Annotated in this window: 17 protein-coding genes; 2 read left to right on the top strand and 15 right to left on the bottom strand. The window is 66.5% G+C overall.

Annotated features, from left to right (window positions below; genetic code table 11):
- Positions 1-9: 9 nt before the first annotated feature.
- From RAM80_RS25565 to ccmA, 14 genes are all read right to left on the bottom strand, one after another.
- Positions 10-2,385: an efflux RND transporter permease subunit gene (locus RAM80_RS25565; protein ID WP_416427560.1), complete on the bottom strand. Its 2,376-nt coding sequence runs from the start codon at positions 2,383-2,385 to the stop codon at positions 10-12.
- A 20-nt stretch (positions 2,386-2,405) separates the two neighbouring features.
- The gene (locus RAM80_RS25560; RefSeq protein WP_416427559.1) at positions 2,406-3,392 is read right to left on the bottom strand and encodes a WD40/YVTN/BNR-like repeat-containing protein; all 987 of its coding nucleotides are present in this window, start codon (positions 3,390-3,392) and stop codon (positions 2,406-2,408) included.
- 407 nt (positions 3,393-3,799) lie between these two features.
- Positions 3,800-5,167, bottom strand: coding sequence for a DUF1329 domain-containing protein (locus RAM80_RS25555; RefSeq protein ID WP_416423178.1), 1,368 nt, complete (start codon positions 5,165-5,167; stop codon positions 3,800-3,802).
- Between the two features lie 12 nt (positions 5,168-5,179).
- Entirely contained in the window at positions 5,180-7,189 is a 2,010-nt protein-coding gene (locus RAM80_RS25550; protein ID WP_416423177.1) for a DUF1302 domain-containing protein, read from the bottom strand.
- Between the two features lie 465 nt (positions 7,190-7,654).
- Complete coding sequence (locus RAM80_RS25545) at positions 7,655-8,062, bottom strand: hypothetical protein (protein ID WP_416423176.1); 408 nt, start codon at positions 8,060-8,062, stop codon at positions 7,655-7,657.
- A 2-nt stretch (positions 8,063-8,064) separates the two neighbouring features.
- On the bottom strand, positions 8,065-9,267 hold the full coding sequence (gene ccmI / locus RAM80_RS25540; RefSeq protein WP_416423175.1) for a c-type cytochrome biogenesis protein CcmI: 1,203 nt from the start codon (positions 9,265-9,267) through the stop codon (positions 8,065-8,067).
- Positions 9,264-9,734 (bottom strand): cytochrome c-type biogenesis protein, encoded by a 471-nt coding sequence (locus RAM80_RS25535; protein WP_416423174.1) that lies wholly within the window; start codon positions 9,732-9,734, stop codon positions 9,264-9,266. Before RAM80_RS25535 ends, ccmI begins: the two co-directional genes overlap by 4 nt.
- Positions 9,731-10,267, bottom strand: a complete 537-nt coding sequence (locus RAM80_RS25530) for a DsbE family thiol:disulfide interchange protein (protein WP_416423173.1) — start codon at positions 10,265-10,267, stop codon at positions 9,731-9,733. Before RAM80_RS25530 ends, RAM80_RS25535 begins: the two co-directional genes overlap by 4 nt.
- Positions 10,264-12,237, bottom strand: coding sequence for a heme lyase CcmF/NrfE family subunit (locus RAM80_RS25525; RefSeq protein ID WP_416423172.1), 1,974 nt, complete (start codon positions 12,235-12,237; stop codon positions 10,264-10,266). Before RAM80_RS25525 ends, RAM80_RS25530 begins: the two co-directional genes overlap by 4 nt.
- A 4-nt stretch (positions 12,238-12,241) precedes the next feature.
- Positions 12,242-12,709: a cytochrome c maturation protein CcmE gene (gene ccmE / locus RAM80_RS25520; protein ID WP_416423171.1), complete on the bottom strand. Its 468-nt coding sequence runs from the start codon at positions 12,707-12,709 to the stop codon at positions 12,242-12,244.
- On the bottom strand, positions 12,706-12,882 hold the full coding sequence (gene ccmD, locus RAM80_RS25515; protein WP_416423170.1) for a heme exporter protein CcmD: 177 nt from the start codon (positions 12,880-12,882) through the stop codon (positions 12,706-12,708). Before ccmD ends, ccmE begins: the two co-directional genes overlap by 4 nt.
- Positions 12,879-13,637, bottom strand: a complete 759-nt coding sequence (locus RAM80_RS25510) for a heme ABC transporter permease (RefSeq protein ID WP_416423169.1) — start codon at positions 13,635-13,637, stop codon at positions 12,879-12,881. The genes ccmD and RAM80_RS25510 overlap by 4 nt, the downstream gene beginning before the upstream one ends.
- Before the next feature lie 59 nt (positions 13,638-13,696).
- The gene (ccmB, locus tag RAM80_RS25505) at positions 13,697-14,368 is read right to left on the bottom strand and encodes a heme exporter protein CcmB (protein ID WP_416423168.1); all 672 of its coding nucleotides are present in this window, start codon (positions 14,366-14,368) and stop codon (positions 13,697-13,699) included.
- Positions 14,365-14,997 carry a cytochrome c biogenesis heme-transporting ATPase CcmA gene (gene ccmA, locus RAM80_RS25500; RefSeq protein WP_416423167.1) on the bottom strand — a complete coding sequence of 211 codons (633 nt, stop codon included), beginning with the start codon at positions 14,995-14,997 and terminating at the stop codon, positions 14,365-14,367. The genes ccmB and ccmA overlap by 4 nt, the downstream gene beginning before the upstream one ends.
- A gap of 193 nt (positions 14,998-15,190) precedes the next feature.
- On the opposite strand from ccmA, the gene RAM80_RS25495 reads away from it, so the two are divergent.
- Together RAM80_RS25495 and RAM80_RS25490 are read left to right on the top strand one after the other, a co-directional pair.
- Positions 15,191-16,750: a flagellar hook-length control protein FliK gene (locus tag RAM80_RS25495; RefSeq protein WP_416423166.1), complete on the top strand. Its 1,560-nt coding sequence runs from the start codon at positions 15,191-15,193 to the stop codon at positions 16,748-16,750.
- Complete coding sequence (locus RAM80_RS25490; RefSeq protein ID WP_416423165.1) at positions 16,747-17,064, top strand: EscU/YscU/HrcU family type III secretion system export apparatus switch protein; 318 nt, start codon at positions 16,747-16,749, stop codon at positions 17,062-17,064. The genes RAM80_RS25495 and RAM80_RS25490 overlap by 4 nt, the downstream gene beginning before the upstream one ends.
- Before the next feature lie 80 nt (positions 17,065-17,144).
- On the opposite strand, the gene uvrB is transcribed toward RAM80_RS25490, so the two are convergent.
- The gene (uvrB, locus tag RAM80_RS25485; protein ID WP_416423164.1) at positions 17,145-19,160 is read right to left on the bottom strand and encodes an excinuclease ABC subunit UvrB; all 2,016 of its coding nucleotides are present in this window, start codon (positions 19,158-19,160) and stop codon (positions 17,145-17,147) included.
- Positions 19,161-19,330: the final 170 nt, after the last annotated feature.

The following is a 19,330-nucleotide window of genomic DNA, read 5'->3' as shown; positions in this document are numbered from 1 at the left end:
CAGGCCGCGTCAATGCGCGAATATCGACCCCCCCGCCTTGCCCGCCATCTTCTCCGGCTTGATCAGGAACCGCGCCAGCGCCGGCAACAGCCACAGCGCACCAAACATGTTCCACAGCAACATGAACGTCAGCATCAGGCCCATGTCGGCCTGGAACTTGATGGCCGAGAAGATCCAGGTGCACACGCCGATCGCCAGGCACAGGCCGGTGAACAGCACCGCCTTGCCGGTGGATTTCAGCGTCTGGTAATAGGCTTCCTGCAGCGGCAAGCCGGCGCGCAGGAAGCTTTCCAGGCGGCTGTAGATGTAGATGCCGTAGTCCACCCCAATGCCCACGCCCAGCGCCACCACCGGCAGGGTCGCGACCTTGACGCCGATGCCCATGAACGCCATCAGCGCGTTGCCCAGCACCGAGGTCAGCACCAGTGGCAGCACGATGCACAGCGTCGCGGCGAACGAGCGGAAGGTGATCAGGCACATCACCGCCACGCAGATATACACCAGGATCAGGATGGTCAGCTCGGCCTGCTTGATCACCTCGTTGGTGGCCGCCTCGATGCCGGCGTTGCCCGCCGCCAGCTGGAACTGCAGGCCGTCGCTGTCATGGCTGGCGGCGAACTGCTTGATTACCGCCACGGCGCGGTCGAGGGTCTCGGCCTTGTGGTCGTTGAGGAACACCAGCAGCGGCGCCAGCGAGCAATTGCCGTTGTACAGGCCATCGGCGCGGGCCACCGAGCTGTTGAGCACCTCGGGGTTGCGCGACAGGCTTTCCCACTTCAGGTTACCCTCGTTCATGCCCTTGATCACCTGCTTGCTCACGGTGACCAGCGACACCGTCGACTGCACCCCGGCGGTGTTGTCCAGCTGCCACATCAGCTCGTCCATCGGCTGCATGGTCTCGTAGCGCGAGCAGCCTTCGGCGGCGGTCTGCACCATCACCACCAGCACGTCGGAGCTGGTGGCGTAGTGGTCGATGATGAACTGGTTGTCCTGGTTGTAGCGCGAGTCGGGGCGCAGCTCCGGGGCGCCCTGGTCGAGGTCGCCGATCTTCAGGTTGTGGCCGTACCACAGGCCGCCGCCCAGGGCGATCAACGCCAGCGCGACCGACACCGGCGCCACTTTCGGGCTGGCAAAATTCGACAGCGCGCGCCAGAACGGGTGCTCGCGCACCGCGTCCTTCTTGCTGCGCTCGATGGCGCGTTTGCTGATGCCCACGTAGGAAATCGCTACCGGCAGCAGGATCAGGTTGGTGAACACGATCACCGCCACGCCGATCGAGGCGCCGATGGCCAGCTCGCGGATCACGCCGATGTCGATGATCAGCAGGGTGATGAAGCCCACCGCATCGGCCAGGATCGCGATCATGCCCGGCAGGAACAACTGGCGGAAGGTGCGCCGCGCCGCCGTCAGGGCGTTGTCGGCGTCGCTGGACTGCAGGGCGATGCCGTTGATTTTCTGTACGCCGTGGGAGATGCCGATGGCGAAGATCAGGAATGGCACCAGCATCGAATACGGGTCCAGGCCGAAGCCGAAGGCGTGCATCAGCCCCAGCTGCCAGACCACTGCCACCAGCGTGGTGCTGAGCACGGCGATGGTGCTGCGCAGGCAGTTGGTGAAGAAATACAGCAGCACCAGGGTGATGACGAAGGCGACGCCGAAGAACATCACCACCATGATCAGCCCGTCGATCAGGTCGCCGACCTTCTTCGCGAAGCCGACGATGTGCACCTTGACGTTGGGGTTCTGCGCCTGGAACTTGTCGCGGATCTTTTCCTCAAGGCTGTGGGAAAACTTTTGGTAGTCCAGGCTCAGCAGCTTGCCCTGGTCGTTGGGGTCGGGGTAGGACTCCAGCAGCGGGATCTCGACGATGCTCGACTTGAAGTCGTTGGCCACCAGCCGCCCCACCTGGCCGGACTTGAGGATGTTGCTGCGCAGCAATTCGAGGCTGTCGGCCGAGCCGTTGTAGCTCTGCGGGATCACCTCGCCACCGGCGAAGCCCTCCTCGGTGACCTCGGTCCAGCGCACGCTGGGGCTCCACAGCGACTTCATGCCCGAACGGTCGACGCCGGGAATGTAGAACGCCTCGTCGTTGATCTGCCGCAGGGTCTCCATGTAGTCCTTGTTGAAGATGTCGCCGTTCACCGCCTCCACCGAGATGCGCACGGTGTTGCCCAGGTTGGCCAGGTCATTGCGGTGCTCGAGCATGCGCTGGATGAACGGGTGCTTGAGCGGGATCATCTTCTCGAAGCTGGTGGAGGGGCGGATCTGCGTGGCTTGCCAGAACAGGAAGAGGCTGGCCAGCAGGCAGAGGATGATGACCGAAGGACGGTTGTTGAAAATCAGGCGTTCAAGGAACGTGGCCTTGTCCTGGTGGTGGCTGCTCATGGAAATCTGCTCCCGGACGGTCATGGTTGGCCCACCTTCTGAAGGCTGGCCTGTTGCTGGCCGAGGTCGGCGCCGTTGGCCGCAGTGACCCGCACGCCGCCCTGCCCGGCCACCACCAGGGTGCCGCCGGCACCGCCGGTAACGGCCGACAGCGACAGGCGGTCGGGGCGGTTGAACAGGCTGAAGGTCTTGCCGTCATCTTTGCTGCGCAGCACCGTGCCGCTGTTGCCCACCAGCACCAGGGTGCCGTCGTCCAGGCGCGTGGCGCCCGACAGGGCGAACTCCAGCGGGCCGCGCGGGCCTTGCAGGGGCACGTTGGCCCAGGTGTCGCCAAAATCGGTGGAGCGGAACAGGTTGCCACGCAGGCCGTACACCAGCAGGGTCTGCGGTTCGCCGGTGGCCAGCAGGCCGAACAGCGAGCCCTCGTAGGGCCCCTGGACCTTTTCCCAGCTTTGCCCCCAGTCGCGGGAACGGAACAGGCTGCCCTGCTCGCCGACGATGAACAGGCCGGCGTCCTTCACCGCGCCGATGGCGTTGAAGTGGAACTGGTCGGGATTGTCGACGCGGTCGCTGACGTCCTGCCAGTGCTGGCCGCCGTCGGTGGTGGTGAGCAGCGCGCCGTAGGCGCCGATGGCGAAGCCGGTGCTGGTGTCCTTGAACCACAGGTCGAGCAGCGGCGCCTGGCGCTTGAGTTCTTCGAACTGCTTGGTCCAGGTGGCGCCGCCGTCGGCCGTGGCGAGGATCTGCGCGTCATGGCCCACGGCCCAGCCATGCTGGGGGTCGACGAAGAACACCGCCGTCAGCAGCTGGCGGCTGGGCACCTTGGCCTGGGCCCAGGTCACGCCCTGGTCATCGGAGTACAGCACGTGGCCGCGGTCGCCCACGGCCACCAGGCGCTTGCCGGCGCTGACCACATCCAACACCAGGCCGCGCACGGCCTTGGCCGACTCCACCGACCACACTTGTGCATCTGCGCTGGGGTCGGCAGCCCGGGCCATGCCCGCCATGCCGCCCACCCCCAGCCCCACGGCCATCGACAATGCCACCCATGGGCGCCACGCGCCCTTCCCTGTGGCGTGCTTGCCACCACGCCTGACCGGCTCGCTCATAGCGCACTCCCATTATTGTTATTTGACCAGCCTGGGTGGGGGTTGGCTGAAACCAGCACGCCAGAGCCCCGCGAAAGCTGGTCTATCCTAGCCAGCCCGGAAACGGGCTGACAACGCGCGCGGTGTGATCTTTCATTCGCCGGTGGCCCGCACGGCGCTTCCCCAACCCTAGCAGAAGGCCGCGCAGCTGCAGGCCAGAGCCTTGCAGGGCCAGCCGCCAGCCGCGGCGGGCCGGGCTGCGCAGGCAAGGCTGAATGTCGGGCCATCATCCGCCGTTATCGGGTACTTCTTTATCGAGTACCTATTTACCTCGTACCCATGCGCCGCAGCGCCGCCGGGCTGAAATCCGCCGCCGCAGGTATCGGCCGGCTGAAGTCCACGGTGCTGGCTTCCTCGTTGTCCAGGTGCTGCACGTGGTAGCGCCGCGCCTGCAGGTCATGGAACACGTCCAGCGCCGACCAGGTGGTGGGCAACTCGTAGAAGTTCTTCAGGTAGGCCATGGACACCCGCCACAGCTCGCCGCGGCCGTCGTACTGGTCCACCACCGCGGCTTGCCAGCTGTCTTCGTCCAGGTACAGCCGACGCTTGGCGTACAAGTGCCGCGCGCCGGGCTTGAGGGTGCCCTCCACCACCCACACGCGGTGCAGCTCGTAGCGGGTGAATTCGGGGTTGAGGTGGCCGGGCTTGATCAGGTCGGCGTATTTCACCGAGCGCTGGCCCAGGCGGTAGTTGTTGTAGGGGATGTACAGCTCCTGCTTGCCCACCAGCCGCCAGTCGTAGCGGTCGGGCGAACCGTTGAACATGTCGGTGTCGTCGGCGGTGCGCAGGCCGTCGGCGCTGCTGATGGGGGTGTCGTAGGCCAGGCTCGGTGCACGCCGCACGCGGCGCTGGCCGGGGTTGTAGATCCAGGCCTGGCGCGGCTCGCGCACCTGGTCCAGGGGCTCGTGCACCAGCACCACGCCACCGGCCAGGCGCGCGGGGCTGCGGATCTGGTTCAGGTAGTAGAACAGCATGTTGTCATTGGTGTCTGCCGCAGGCTGCGGGTCGTAGAAGCGGAACAGGCCCTGCTGCTCGGCGACGATGGGCACGTAGCTGCCGTTGCGCTGCACCGCCACCTCGGCGGCGCGACGCTCCACGTAGATGCCACGGTAACGGGCAATGTGGTTCCACAGCGCCTCCACGCCGCTGGCCGGAACGGGGAACGGAATGCCACCCTGGGCGCCGGTGAAGCCGTTGCCGTCCGGCGCCAGCACGGCGTTGGCGGCGTTGTGGCGGGTGTTGTCGTACAGCCACTGGGGCGCGGCGCCGGTGCGCCGACTCACGTACACCGGCATGCGGAACGTGTCGGGGTAGGTCTTGAACAGCGCCAGCTGGCCGGGGCTGAGGTGGTCACGGTACTGCGCCAGGTTGGCGGCAGTGATGGTGAACATCGGCTTGTCGGCGGGGAACGGGTCGACATGCGGGTGGCCGGAGCCGGGGTAGCCGGCAGGCGGGGTCACCAGGCCGCCGGTCCACGGCGGAATGGTGCCAGCGGCGTTGCCGGCCTTCTGCGCGCCCAGCGGGGTCAAGGTCACGCCCAGTTGCACGCCGCCCTGGGGGTCGGCCGCCAGCACCGGGGTGGCGAAACAGGCGAGCAGCACGGCCACGCCTGGCCATCTCGAAAATGTGAGCATGGTGGTTCTCCCTTAGAACGAGTACTTGACGTTGAAACCGATGTTGTCGCGGTCGCGCACGGCGTTTTTCTGCCCGCCGCCGTAGAACTCGGTGTATTGCAGCTCGGCTTCCAGGCTGTTCTGGTAGTTGGCCCGCAGCCCCGCCGAGTAGGCCTTGCGGCCCTCGATGAAGTTGCCGGTGAGGTGCGAGTTGCCGCTGAAGTCGTCCTTGTAGGTCAGGAACGGCGAGACGTTGACGCCGCCCAGCAGGTTGTTCCAGGTGCCGATCACCATCAGCGTGGCGCCGTAGGCGTCCGGGGTAACCTGCGCGTCGCGGCCGAAGCCGACGCTGTAGCCGGCGTTCGCGCGGCTGGCGTAGTAGCGGCGGCTGCCGTCGAAGGCGGTGTACTGCAGGCTGCTGCCGCGCAGGTGCTCGGACGCCACCTCGGCCACGGCGTTGATGCCATCGAAGCCCCAGCGCGGGCCGAAGCTGTAGAGCGTCCCGATGGAGGCGTTGAACATCTGCACCCGCTCGCTGCTCTGCACCTCGTCGCCCAGGCGCACGTGCTTGCCGCCGATGTTCACGGTCTTGCCGTCGGCCAGCGGCCCGGCCTGGGCCAGCAGGTCGCCGACCAGGTCGCTGGTGGAGGCCATGCCGATGGGCATGTTGGGGCGGTAGGTGAATTCACCGAACAGCGCGGCCTCGCCCAGGCGGGTGTTGAAGCTTGCACCGAACATGCGGATGTCCTCGGCGAACTCGCGGCGGCCACGCACCTGGTTGGCGACGTCGAGGGTGGCGACGCCGTTGGCGGCCTGGGTCAGGGCGGCGTTGTAGGCAGCGGCGACTTGCCCGGTGGGGTTGGCGGCGATCGCTGCCTGCAACTGCTCGCGGGACATATCCATCTGTTGCGCCACCTGCTGCTGGATGGCCGGCGCCGAAGCGGCCTTGATCTGGGTCAGGTTCAGCCCCTTGTAGGCCCCCAGGTCGGCATGGATGGTCGGCTCCTTGCTGTGATAGTTGACGAAGTAGAAGCCGAACTCGGTGTTGTTCAACTGCTCGGCGATGTACCGAAATGCCACGCCGAACTGGCCGTCGTTGCGGGCATTGATGTCGGGGCCGATGCTGGCGGCCTTGAGGTTGCCGTAGCGGTCGATGCCCCCGCCGCCCTGCAGGCCGCCAACGCCCAACGCACTGAGCCCCTGGTACAGGCCGGTGACCGCGCGCAGCGCCGGTACTTCGGCGTAGGCGGTGTGGCCGCCCTTGGCGAACAGGTCGGTCTCGGCGAAGTAGGTGCCCACCGGGTCGATGGCGGTTTCCTTCCAGTTGAACTGGTAGAAGCTTTCCACGGACAGGTTGTCAGTGAGGCCGACGCTGAAATTAATCGCCTCCACCGGCATCAGCACTTCCTTGAGCTCCGAGCCAGGCAGGCGGAACTTGGCGGCGTCGATGGGGTTGGTGGTGTTCACCCCGCCCCGGTAGAAGATGCCCTCGCCCCAGTTGAACACCTGCCGCCCCAGGCGCCCGGACACCGGCATGCCGGCCATGTCCCAGTCGCCGCGCACGTAGGCGTCGAGGATTTCCACGTTGCTGCCGGCGTGGTCGCGGGTGGCGCGGCTGAAATGGCGGTCATCAGGGAAATTCTGGCTGGGCTGGACCGGGTTGTTGTTGCGGTTGTAGTCGGTGTGGCCGTCCATGATGCGGCTGTCATAGAAGCCGCTGGCGCGCAGGAACAGCCCGTAGTTCCTGTAGGAGGTCTCCAGTTCACTGGTGAACTTGTAGACCGAGGAAACCAGCCCCGGATCGAAGTTGCGATTGCCGTCGTTGGCGTTGATGTCGTCGTTGCCCTTGTCCCGCCCCTGGACGCGCCACAGCTGCCCGTAGGACAGGGTGGTGTCCAGCGAGCCACGCACTTCATCCTCTAGAAAGCTGAATTCCACGGCCTCGGCGGGCACGCAGGCCAGGAACGGCAAAAGCCCCGCCAAGGTGTAGCCGGCGCGTGCCGGTGCCAGGCTTGGGGGTACCGCGACTGCATGGTTACGCATGGTGATCTCCCTGAAAATCTTATTGTTTTCCGAACCCGCAGGGTCAATCCGTAGGACATTTCCCAAGGTATGAAAAAAAGGCGGGTGCTGACCGGCAGATGAAGGTCAGGGAGGCAGAGTGCCAAGGGTAACGAGGGAGCGATAGCGCTAATGCGCCGGGAAGCGGATTTTCAGGAATACCCTACGCAGCAGGGTAAAACCTCCTACAAATCCAGGGTTTTCCTGGCGGGAACAACGCGGTGCTTGAGGACGCGGCCTTTGGCCGCTGCTACATCCTGTGGGAGCTGGCTTGCCAGCGAGCTGTTGGGGCCATAAAAGCTCGCTGGCAAGCCAGCTCCCACAAGACAGTTGCGGCTACGGGAGGGTGCGTGCGCCTTACCGGGGCCAACGCGGTGTGCCTGGAACACCGCGGCGCCTGGGGACGCGGCCTTTGGCCGCTGCTACGGGAGGGTGTATACCCCGGTGTTACTGGCCGTGCAGGCGGCCCAGGCCGGGTGGGACGCCGCCGGTGTCGGTGGCCTGCCAGGGGCCATCGAGGCTGGTGGCCCAGGTCCAGCCGCCGTTCCAGCGGTAGTAGGTGCGCTGGCGGTAGTAGGTGTCAGCCTGCCCTTCGAGCACGTACACGCCCAGTTTCGGCTCCCAGTGGCTGGCCCCGCCCGGTGGCGGCGCGAAGCTGGCCGAGGTACGCGGCGCAGGCTTGCTGGCCGGGTTGCCGGGGGTGACCGGCAGGGGTCGGCCAGGCTGTGGCGCCGGGCGGGTCTGGGGCAGCGACGGGATGGTCGGGGCGCTGGGCTGCGGCTGCGGGTGTTGCACCGCACAGGCGCTCAGGCCCGCAATCAGGGTTAACAGGGAAACACGGGCAATGGCGTGCATGATCAGAGATCCGGGCTGTCGATGGTCAGGTTTTGCGGCGCGGTGGTGCTGCTGGCCAGGGGCTGGCTGCGGCCGACCCACTCGCCCTTGGTCGGCTGGCCGGCACGGGAGATGCGCGCGACAAGTTGGACCTCGGGAAAGTTCGACAGTTTCAGCTGCGGCATCATTGCATCGCCATCAGTAAGCTCGACGCTGGCCGGCAAGTCGGCCACGGTGAGGCGCTTAACCGCCAGCGGCATCGGCGGCCCGGAGGCGGCGCGGGCGAAGATGAACACGCTGTCGCCCGGCTGCACCTTGGCCTTCAGCTCGGCGCCCAGGTCGACGTGCACCTTGAGCAGCGCCGCGGCCTTCTCCGCCGGGGCCGCCGCCACGCTGCCACCGCCGGCGGTGATCTTGCCGGCGGCGCGCTGGATGCCACCCTGCAGGGCGGCGCGGGACGGATCGTCCGCCGGCAGCAGCACCAGCAGGCGTTGCCAGTAGTCCACGGCTTCCTGGTAACGCTGGCCCTCGAAGGCGGCGATGCCGCGCAGGCCCAGGCTGGTGACTTCCTTGGGGTCGGCCTTCAGCGCTTCGTCGGTCAGCGCCTGGATCTCCGGCGACCACTTCTTGTTGCTGGCGAAATACTCGGCCTGGGCCAACTGGCCCAGCACTTCGGGCTCGCGCCCGGCCACCGCCAGGGTGCGCTGGAACAGCCGCGCCGCGTCCGCCGGACGGTTCTGCGACATGTAGGTACGGCCGAGGAAGAACAGCCCCTGGGCCGAATCCGGCTGCGCAGCCACCGCACGCTCCAGGCGCTGGGTCATCTGTTCCATGGACGTGGGCGGCGTGGCGAACTCGCGGGTCAGTTCCACCTTGTCGCTGGAGCCAAAATGCAGGTACAGGCCCAGGCCCAACGCCGGCACCAGCAGCGCTGCCAGCAGCGGCAGCGGCCGGCCCAGGCGCGACACGCGGGCGCCGTCGGCCCCCTCGGTGTCGGCCAGCAGCTCGCGGGCGGCCTCGGCGCGGCCGGCCTCCAGCTGTTCGGCAGTGAGCACGCCCTCGACCTGTTGCGCCGAAAGTTCAGCGATGCGCTCCTGGTACAGGGCCACGTTCAGGGCGGTACGGTCTTCTTCCTGCTGGGCGCGACGGCCGCGCACCACGGGGATCAGCAAAAAGCCCAGGGCCACCAGCAACAGCAGGCCCACGGCAAGCCAGAAATCAATCATGGGTGTTCTTTATCCAACAAGGTGGCGAGGCGCGCGCGCTCTTCGGGGGACAATTCGGGTTCAGCGTCGGTGCCGGTGGCACGGCGGCGGCCGACGATCAGCAGGATCACGCCCACGCCCCCCACCAGCAACACGCCGGGGCCGAACCACAGCAGCCAGGTGCGGGCGGTGAGCGCCGGCTTGTAGCGCACGAACTCGCCGTAGCGGTCGACCATGAAGTCGATGATCTGCTGGTTGTCCTTGCCCTCGCCCAGCATGCGGAAGATCTCCCGGCGCAGATCGGCGGCGATGGGCGCGTTGGAGTCGGCGATGTCCTGGTTCTGGCACTTGGGGCAGCGCAGTTCCTGGGTCAACTCGCGGTAACGGTCACGCTCGGCGTCGTTGGCGAACTGGTAGGTGTCGATGGCCGCCTGGGCCACTCCCGCCAGGCCCAGCGCCAGGCCGGCGGCGGCCAGCCAGCGCTTCATGGCCGGGCCTCGTCGACCAGGCCCTGGTACTGGCTGGCCAGCTGCTCGCGCCACACGGTGTCGTCGATCACGCCCACGTGCTTGTAACGGATCACGCCCTTCGCGTCGATGAGGAAGGTCTCCGGCGCGCCGTACACGCCCAGGTTCAGGCCCAGGCCGCCCTGCTCGTCGTTGATGTTGATCTGGTAGGGGTTGTGGAAGTCCTGCAGCCACTTCAGCGCGGCGGCGTTGTCATCCTTGTAGTTGACCCCGTAGATCACCACGCCCTGCTGGGCCAGCTTGGTCAGCACCGGGTGCTCGACACGGCAGGAAATGCACCAGGTGCCCCAGACGTTGACCAGTGCCGGCTTGCCTTTCAGGTCAGCCTCGGTCAGCGGCTTGCCATCCTGTACCGATGGCAGCGCGAACGCCGGAAACGGCTTGCCGATCATGGCCGACGGCAGCTCCGAAGGGTCCAGGTACAGGCCGCGGTAGAGGAACACCGCCACCACGAGAAACAGTGCCAGGGGCACCAACAACATCCAGCGCTTCATGCGGCCGCTCCATCCAGACCCAATACATCACGCACCTTGGCGCGCACTTTCACCCGATACCGCCGGTCCATGGCTGCCAGCGCGCCACCCAGGGCGGTCAGCAGGCCGCCGAACCAGATCCAGCGCACGAACGGCTTGACGTGCACACGCACCGCCCAGGCGCCATTTTCCAGCGGTTCGCCCAGGGCCACGTAGAGGTCACGGGTGAACCCTGCGTCGATGCCGGCTTCGGTCATCATCGACTGCTGCACGGTGTACAGGCGTTTTTCCGGGTACAGCACGGTCACGTCCTTGCCGTCCTTGCTGACGCGCAGGGTGCCGCGGTCAGAGGTGAAATTCGGCCCGCGGTAATGCTGCGCGCCGTCGAAAATGAAGTGGTAGCCGGCCAGGTCCACGGCGTCGCCGGGCGCCATGCGCAGGTCGCGCTGGGCGCTGTGGCTGCTGGACAGCACCACGCCCAAGGCGCACACGGCAATGCCCAGGTGCGCCACGTGCATGCCCCAGTAGCTGCGGGTCAGGCTGCGGGCGCCGTTGAGCAGGCCCTTGTGGCGGGTCTTGTCGAGCAGGTCACGCACGCCGGCCAGCAGGACCCAGGCGGCCAGGGCGAACACGGTGAGAATGGCCCAGTCGAAGTTGTCCACCAGCAGGCCGCCGATCGGCGCCAGCACCACGGCGCCGATCAGCACCGGGGTGAGCATGCCGCGCAGCCACTGCAGCGGCGTGTCCTTCCAGCGCACCAGCACGCCCACCGCCATCACCACCATGAGGATGGCCATCAGCGGCACGAACAGCGCGTTGAAGTACGGCGGGCCCACCGACAGCTTGGCGCCGCTGATGGCGTCGAGCACCAGCGGGTACAGGGTGCCCAGCAAAATCATCGAGGCCGCCACCACCAGCACCAGGTTGTTGCCCAGCAGCAGCGTCTCGCGCGACCACAGGCCAAAGCCCACGTGGCTCTTGACCACCGGCGCACGCACGGCGAACAGGGTCAGCGAGCCGCCGACCACGCACAGCAGGAAGATCAGAATGAACACCCCGCGCGCCGGGTCCGAGGCGAACGCGTGCACCGAGGTCAGCACGCCGGAACGCACCAGGAAGGTCCCCAGCAGGCTCAGCGAGAACGCGGCGATGGCCAGCAGCACGGTCCAGCTCTTGAACACCCCGCGTTTCTCGGTGACCGCCAGCGAGTGAATCAGCGCGGTGCCCACCAGCCACGGCATGAACGAGGCGTTTTCCACCGGGTCCCAGAACCACCAGCCGCCCCAGCCCAATTCATAGTAGGCCCACCAGGAGCCCAGGGTGATGCCGAAGCCCAGGAAGCTCCAGGCAACGATGGTCCAGGGCCGCGACCAGCGCGCCCAGGCGGCGTCCAGGCGCCCGCCAAGCAAGGCGGCGATGGCGAAGGCGAAGGCCACCGAGAAGCCCACGTAGCCCATGTACAGCATGGGCGGGTGGATGATCAGGCCGGGGTCCTGCAGCAGCGGGTTGAGGTCGGCGCCGTTGGCCGGCACCTGCGGCAGGATGCGCGCGAACGGGTCGGAGGTCAGGATCAGGAACAGCAGGAAGCCGGTGCTGATCATGCCCATCACCGCCAGCACCCGCGCCAGCATCACCTGTGGCAACTGGCGCGAGAACACCGACACCGCGAAGGTCCAGCCTCCGAGGATCAGCACCCACAGCAGCAGCGAGCCTTCATGGGCGCCCCACACGGCGCTGAACTTGTAGTACCAGGGCAAGGCGCTGTTGGAGTTATTGGCCACGTAACCGACGGAAAAGTCGTCGGTCATGAAGCTGTAGGTCAGGCTGCCAAAGGCGAACGCCAGGAAGAAGAATTGCCCCCAGGCCGCCGGCTGGGCCAGGCCCATCCATTGGCGGTCGCCGCGCCAGGCGCCAAACAGGGGGACGGTGGCCTGCACCAGGGCAAAGCACAGGGCCAAAATCATGGCCAGGTGGCCGAGTTCGGGAATCATGGTCTCAACCTTCCTTGCCGGGCTGCGCCGGGGCGCCGGCAGCGGACTGGCCGCTGTCCTTCAACGCCTTGGTGACTTCCGGCGGCATGTATTTCTCGTCGTGCTTGGCCAGGATCTGGTCGGCCACCACCACGCCATTGGCGTCCAGCTTGCCCAGGGCGACGATGCCCTGCCCTTCGCGGAACAGGTCCGGCAGGATGCCGCGGTAGGTGATGGTGACGTGCTTGTTGAAGTCGGTGACCACGAAGCGCACGTCCAGCGAGTCCGCCGAACGCACCAGCGAGCCCTTCTCCACCATGCCGCCGGCGCGGATGCGGGTGTCCACCGGCGCTTCGCCGTTGGCGATCTGGGTGGGGGTGTAGAACAGGTTGATGTTCTGTTGCAGCGCGCTCAGGGCCAGGCCCACGGCCACGCCGAGGCCCACCAGCAGGCCGACGATGATCAACAGACGTTTCTTGCGCAGCGGATTCACTTGCCTTTCTCCCGGCGCAAACGGCGCGCCTCTTCCTGCAAATAGCGCCGGCGCGCCAGCAGCGGCGCGGCGACGTTGTTGGCCAGCACCACCAGGCAGATGCCGTAGGCCGACCACACATAGGCACCATGATGGCCCATGGCGAGGAAATCGCCGAATGAAGCGAAATTCATACGCGACCCTCCAGCGCCTGCGCCACTTCGGCCTTGGCCCAGCTGCTGCGCGCCTCGCGCTTGAGCACTTCCAGGCGCATGCGCATCAGCAACACGGCGCCGAAGAAGCAGTAGAAGCCCAGTGCCGTGAACAGCAGCGGCAGCCACATTTCCGCGGGCATGGCCGGCTTTTCGGTCAGGCTGAAGGTGGCGCCCTGGTGCAGGGTGCTCCACCACTGCACCGAGTACTTGATGATCGGGATGTTCACCACGCCCACCAGCGCCAGCACCGCGCAGGCCTTGGCGGCGCTGTCGCGGTTAGTAATGGCATGGCCCAGGGCGATCAGCCCGACGTAGAGGAACAGCAGGATCAGCATCGACGTGAGGCGCGCGTCCCACACCCAGAACGTGCCCCAGGTGGGCTTGCCCCAGATGGAGCCGGTGAGCAGCGCCAGGGCGGTCATCCAGGCGCCGATGCGTGCGCCGCACTGCAGGGCGATGTCGGCGATCTTCATCTTCCACACCAGCCCCACCAGGCCGGCGACGGCGATCATCACGTAGCAGGACTGCGCCAGCATGGCCGCCGGCACGTGGATATAGATGATGCGGAAGCTGTTGCCCTGCTGGTAGTCCGGCGGCGCGAAGGCCAGGCCCCAGACTACGCCAATGGCCAGCAGCAACGCCGCGGCGATGCTCAACCACGGCAGCAGGCGCCCGCTGATCCCGTAGAACCATTTGGGCGAGCCGAGTTTGTGAAACCAAGTCCAACTGATCACGCTGCTATTCATCACGGTGCATCCTGAATCTTCGCCAGCCCTCATGGGGGCTGGCATCATTATTCGCCGACGCTGATCTTCAGGCCAGCGGCTATCGCAAAGGGTGTGAGGGTGACAGCGAGGGCTGTCAGGCTACCCAGCCAAAGCAGGTAGCCGGCGGTCGGCATGCCTTGCAGGGCCGCCTGCAGGGCGCCACTGCCGAGAATCAGTACCGGTATGTATAAAGGCAGGATCACCAGCGCCAGCAACAGGCCGCCGCGCTTGAGCCCCACCGTCAGCGCCGCGCCCACCGCGCCCAGCAGGCTGAGCACCGGGGTGCCCAGCAGCAGCGAGGCCAGCAGCACCGGCAGGCACGCCACCGGCAGGCCCAGCATCAGCGCCAGCAGGGGTGACAGCAACACCAGCGACAGCCCGGAGAACGCCCAGTGGGCCAGCACCTTGGCCAGCACCAGCAACGGCAGCGGGTGCGGCGACAGCACCCACTGCTCCAGGGAGCCATCTTCGAAATCACTGCGGAACAGGCCATCGAGCGAGAGCAGCACCGACAACAGCGCTGCTACCCAGACTAGCCCCGGTGACAGCGTGCGCAACAATTGCGCCTCCGGGCCTACCGCCAGGGGAAACAGGGCGATCACTATGGCGAAGAATACCAGCGGATTGATCAGTTCGGCAGGCCGGCGCACCAGCAGCCGCGCTTCGCGCTTGAGCAGTTGCAGGAATACGCCGCTCATGCTGCCCACCGCCCCAGGTCCAGCTCGCGGTAGCCCGCCGGCATCACCGTCAGGGTGTGGTGGGTGGTGAGGATGACCATGCCGCCGTTGTCACAGTGGGCGGCCAGGTGCGCCTCCAGCTGGGCCACGCCGTGCTTGTCGAGGGCGGTGAAGGGCTCGTCGAGGATCCACAGCGGCGGCGCCGGCAGGTACAGGCGCGCCAGGGCCACGCGGCGCTGCTGGCCGGCCGACAGGGTGTGGCACGGCACGTCCTCGAAACCGTGCAGGCCCACTGCCGCCAGGGCTTCCCAGATGGCGGCGCGGGAGGCCGGCTGGTGCAGCGCGCACAGCCAGGTGAGGTTTTCCTCGGCGCTGAGCACGTCCTTGATGCCGGCGGCGTGGCCGATCCACAGCAGCATCCACGCCAGCGCCGCGCCCTGCCCGGCCAATGGCTTGCCGCCCAGCAGCACCTGGCCGGCAGTAGGTTGCATCAAACCGGCAAGCAGGCGAAGCAGGCTGGTCTTGCCGCTGCCGTTGGGGCCGCTGACCTGCAGCATGTCGCCGGGGCCGACGGCCAGCTCCAGCTGCTCGAACAGCATCCGCCAGTCACGCTCGCACGCCAGGGCCTGGGCTTGGAGATGAGGAATCAAACGAAGACCTTATCAATCGGATAAAGGGTACAGGCGCCGTTCAAGTGCGCGCCGCCGTTGCCGTTAAACTGGCATCGGCGTACTTTTTGCAAGCGTTCGACGTGCACTGTATACAAGCTTCGAAAAAGTTGGTGCCGCATTATACATATCGCCCCCCACTGCCATCATGGCAATTTCCGCAGGCCAGGCCTCCATGACTGATATCACCAGCCTTCCCACCCAACTGCCGTCGGCCAGCGCGTTGCGCGCCAGCGTCAGTAGCGGCGACGTGCTGAAGCTGCTGACCTCGCTCGACGGCCTGCTGGACGTGGGCGACAGCGCCAGCGGCCAGGTGCTGTCGAGCAAGGGTGGCGCTGGCCAGCCGTTCCAGGTGGTGCTGTCGCTGGTCACTGCCAACGGCGACAAGGCTACGGTGCAGGCCACCAGCCAGCAACCCCTGGCCCAGGGCGCCCAAGTGACGGTCACGCAGCTGGCCTCGGGCAATCTGGCGGTCACGGTGCAGCAGGCCAAGGCCAGCAGCGTCAGCACCCTCACCCAATTGGATACCCAACAATTGCCGGTGGGCACCCTGGTGCAGGGCAAGGTGCTGAGCAGCCAGTTCCAGCCGCAGACTGCCAATTACCGCTCGCTGGTGACCCTGCTCAACACCGCCATGGCCGGCAGCACCCTGGAAATCGACAGCCCCGGGCCGCTGCGGCTGGGCAGCCTGCTCAGCGCGCAGGTGCAAGGCAGCCAAAGCCTGAGCTTCCTGCCCCTGGGCGGGCGGTTGGAGCAGCTGGCGGTCAGCCAGCAGCTGCAAACCCAGCAAAGCCGCCAAGGCTCGCTGGAAGGCCTGCTGGCGGCGCTGCAGAACCTGGGCGACAGCAGCGAGGTGGGTGACGACCTGCGCGCCAGCGCCAGCCGCCTGCTGGCCAGCCTGCCGGACATTCGCCAACTGACCGACGCCCGCGGCGTGGCCCAGGCCCTGAACGCCAGCGGCCTGTTCCTGGAAGCGCAACTGCTGACCCCGCAGAACGGCGCCCAGCCCGACGACCTGAAAAGCAGCCTGCTGCGCCTGGTGGCGCAAATTCTGCCCAACCTGCCGGGCAATGCCCCGTTCAACCCTGCCGACGCCGCCAAGGCGCTGGCCAACGCCCTGCCCGGCTACGTGCGCACTGCGCTGGGCACGCTCGGCCAGATCGGCGACAAGCCCGACACCAGCAGCTTCCCCCTGCCCGCGCGGTTGCTGGGCGGCGCCGAGGGTGAAAACGACCTGCAGAATTTGCTGCGCCTGGCCTCGGCGGCGGTATCGCGGCTACAGAGCCACCAGCTGTCGAGCCTGGCCCAGAGTGGCATGAGCGAGGACGGCAAGGTGCTGACCACCTGGCAGTTGGAAATCCCCATGCGCAACCAGCAGGACATCGTGCCCCTGCAGGTGCGCGTGCAGCGTGAGGACGAACCCCAGGAGCAGGCCGCGCAACCCCAGGAACGGCGGGAAAGTAAAGACCCCTTGTGGCGCGTGGACCTGGCCTTCGACCTGGACCCGCTGGGCCCCTTGCAGATCCAGGCGCAGCTGTTGCGCGGCAGCCTCAGCGGCCAGCTGTGGGCACAGTGGCCTGCCACCGCACGGCTGATCGACAGCGAGCTGGGTAACCTGCGCCAGCAGCTGCTGGCCGCAGGGCTGGCCGTCAGCGACCTGCAATGCCACCAGGGCACGCCGCCCCAGGGCCCGAGCACGCAACTGGAACAACGCTGGGTGGATGAAACCGCATGACTGCCAACCCCCCCCGTCAGGCCATCGCCCTGACCTACGACGGCCAACAGGCCCCGACCCTCACCGCCAAGGGCGACGATGAACTGGCCGAGGCCATCCTGGCCATCGCCCGGGAATACGAGGTGCCGATCTACGAGAACGCCGAGCTGGTGAAGCTGCTGGCGCGGCTGGAGCTGGGCGACAGCATCCCCGAGGCGCTGTACCGCACCATCGCCGAAATCATCGCCTTCGCCTGGAACTTGAAGGGCAAGTACCCCCAAGGGTTTGACCCCAACCCGGCGCCGGTGGAACGCGATATCACCCCACCCTCATGACGCGCCCCTTGTGGGAGCTGGCTTGCCAGCGAGTTGTGGGGGCCCGAAAAACTCGCTGGCAAGCCAGCTCCCACTAAAGATCAGACATTCAGCAAACGCTCGCGCAACTTGCCAATCTCGTCGCGCATCTGCGCCGCCGCTTCGAACTCCAGGTCGCGGGCCAACTGGTACATCTTCTCTTCCAGCTGGCGAATACGCTTGTTGATCTCGCTGGGCGAGCGCAACTCGTTCTCGTACTTGGCGTTTTCTTCGGCGGCCTTGGCCATGCCCTTGCGTTTCTTGCTGCGCGAGCCGGGCACGGTGGCGCCTTCCATGATGTCGGCGACGTCCTTGACCACGCCCTGGGGGACGATGCCGTTGGCTTCGTTGAAGGCCACCTGCTTCTCGCGCCGGCGCTCGGTCTCGCCAATGGCGCGCTCCATGGAACCGGTCATGCGGTCGGCGTACAGAATCGCCCGGCCGTTGAGGTTCCGCGCGGCGCGGCCAATGGTCTGGATCAGCGAACGGTCAGAGCGCAGGAAACCTTCCTTGTCGGCGTCGAGAATCGCCACCAGCGACACCTCGGGCATGTCCAGGCCTTCACGCAGCAGGTTGATACCCACCAGCACATCGAAGGTCCCCAGGCGCAGGTCGCGAATGATCTCCACCCGCTCCACGGTGTCGATGTCCGAGTGCAGATAGCGCACCTTCACATCGTGGTCGGCCAGGTAATCGGTGAGGTCCTCGGCCATGCGCTTGGTCAGCACCGTCACCAGCACCCGCTCCTCGATGGCCACCTGCTTGCGGATCTCCGAGAGCAAATCGTCCACCTGGGTCAGCGCCGGCCGCACTTCCACCAGCGGGTCCACGAGGCCGGTGGGGCGCACCACCTGCTCGATCACCCGGCCGGCGTGCTCTTCTTCATACTTGCCCGGCGTGGCCGAAACGAAAATGGTCTGCGGGCTCACTCCTTCCCACTCGTCGAAGCGCATGGGCCGGTTGTCCAGCGCCGACGGCAGGCGGAAGCCGTACTCCACCAGGGTTTCCTTGCGCGAACGGTCGCCCTTGTACATCGCCCCCACCTGGGGAACGCTGACGTGGGATTCGTCGATCACCAGCAGCGCATCGGGCGGCAGGTAATCGTACAAAGTGGGCGGCGGCGCGCCCGCCGGGCGGCCCGACAGGTAGCGTGAGTAGTTTTCGATGCCGTTGCAGTAGCCCAGCTCCAGCATCATTTCCAGGTCGAAACGGGTGCGCTGCTCCAGGCGCTGGGCCTCCACCAGCTTGTTGGTGTCGCGCAGGTAGTCCAGGCGCTCCTTGAGCTCTTCCTTGATGCCTTCGATGGCCTCCAGCAAGGTCTCGCGCGGGGTCACGTAGTGGCTCTTGGGGTAGAAGGTGAAACGCGGCAGCTTGCGGATGACCTCGCCGGTGAGCGGGTCGAACGCCGACAGGCTCTCCACCTCGTCGTCGAACAGCTCGATACGGATGGCTTCCAGGTCCGACTCCGCCGGGTACACGTCAATCACGTCGCCGCGCACCCGGAAGGTGGCGCGGGCAAAATCCATCTCGTTGCGGGTGTACTGCAGGTCGGCCAGGCGGCGCAGCAGCGCGCGCTGGTCGAGCTTGTCGCCGCGGTCTACGTGCAGCACCATTTTCAGGTAGGTCTCGGGGCTGCCCAGGCCGTAGATGCACGACACCGTGGTGACGATGATGGCGTCCTTGCGCTCCAGCAGCGCCTTGGTGGCCGACAGGCGCATCTGCTCGATGTGGTCGTTGATCGACGAGTCCTTCTCGATGAAGGTGTCGGACGACGGCACGTAGGCCTCCGGCTGGTAGTAGTCGTAGTAGGAAACGAAATACTCCACGGCGTTGTTGGGGAAGAACGCCTTGAACTCGCCGTACAGCTGCGCCGCCAGGGTCTTGTTCGGCGCCAGCACCAGGGTCGGCCGCTGCACCTGGGAGATCACGTTGGCGATGCTGAAGGTCTTGCCCGAGCCCGTCACGCCGAGCAGGGTCTGGTGCGCAAGGCCGGCTTCGATGCCCTCCACCATCAGGCGGATGGCCTCGGGCTGGTCGCCGGCGGGCTGGAAACGGGTGACGAGCTGGAACTCGGACATGGCGAACCTCTTGGTCATCGGCAGGACGCGCCCTGCAGACGAAAACGATCACGGGCGGCAACCGACGCCTGTATTTATAGACAGTATCTTATACCCCAAGTGGTGTTTTGCGGTGTCAGTTTCAAGATAAGGCCTACAAGGTTATTGGACCGCGCCCACATCGAAATGAC

Source organism: Pseudomonas sp. App30 (assembly GCF_047947025.1).
Taxonomy (GTDB): Bacteria; Pseudomonadota; Gammaproteobacteria; order Pseudomonadales; family Pseudomonadaceae; genus Aquipseudomonas.
The sequence above is the reverse complement of the archived record's forward strand: the minus strand, read 5'-3'. Positions and strand labels throughout refer to the sequence as shown.

Excerpts from the sequence above, each read along its gene's own strand:
- RAM80_RS25565 (WP_416427560.1), bottom strand. The coding sequence starts at position 2,385 with ATGAGCAGCCACCACCAGGACAAGGCCACGTTCCTTGAACGCCTGATT.
- RAM80_RS25560 (WP_416427559.1), bottom strand. The coding sequence starts at position 3,392 with ATGGCGGGCATGGCCCGGGCTGCCGACCCCAGCGCAGATGCACAAGTG.
- RAM80_RS25555 (WP_416423178.1), bottom strand. The coding sequence starts at position 5,167 with ATGCTCACATTTTCGAGATGGCCAGGCGTGGCCGTGCTGCTCGCCTGT.
- RAM80_RS25550 (WP_416423177.1), bottom strand. The coding sequence starts at position 7,189 with ATGCGTAACCATGCAGTCGCGGTACCCCCAAGCCTGGCACCGGCACGC.
- RAM80_RS25545 (WP_416423176.1), bottom strand. The coding sequence starts at position 8,062 with ATGCACGCCATTGCCCGTGTTTCCCTGTTAACCCTGATTGCGGGCCTG.
- ccmI (WP_416423175.1), bottom strand. The coding sequence starts at position 9,267 with ATGATTGATTTCTGGCTTGCCGTGGGCCTGCTGTTGCTGGTGGCCCTG.
- RAM80_RS25535 (WP_416423174.1), bottom strand. The coding sequence starts at position 9,734 with ATGAAGCGCTGGCTGGCCGCCGCCGGCCTGGCGCTGGGCCTGGCGGGA.
- RAM80_RS25530 (WP_416423173.1), bottom strand. The coding sequence starts at position 10,267 with ATGAAGCGCTGGATGTTGTTGGTGCCCCTGGCACTGTTTCTCGTGGTG.
- RAM80_RS25525 (WP_416423172.1), bottom strand. The coding sequence starts at position 12,237 with ATGATTCCCGAACTCGGCCACCTGGCCATGATTTTGGCCCTGTGCTTT.
- ccmD (WP_416423170.1), bottom strand. The coding sequence starts at position 12,882 with ATGAATTTCGCTTCATTCGGCGATTTCCTCGCCATGGGCCATCATGGT.
- ccmB (WP_416423168.1), bottom strand. The coding sequence starts at position 14,368 with ATGAGCGGCGTATTCCTGCAACTGCTCAAGCGCGAAGCGCGGCTGCTG.
- RAM80_RS25495 (WP_416423166.1), top strand. The coding sequence starts at position 15,191 with ATGACTGATATCACCAGCCTTCCCACCCAACTGCCGTCGGCCAGCGCG.
- RAM80_RS25490 (WP_416423165.1), top strand. The coding sequence starts at position 16,747 with ATGACTGCCAACCCCCCCCGTCAGGCCATCGCCCTGACCTACGACGGC.
- uvrB (WP_416423164.1), bottom strand. The coding sequence starts at position 19,160 with ATGTCCGAGTTCCAGCTCGTCACCCGTTTCCAGCCCGCCGGCGACCAG.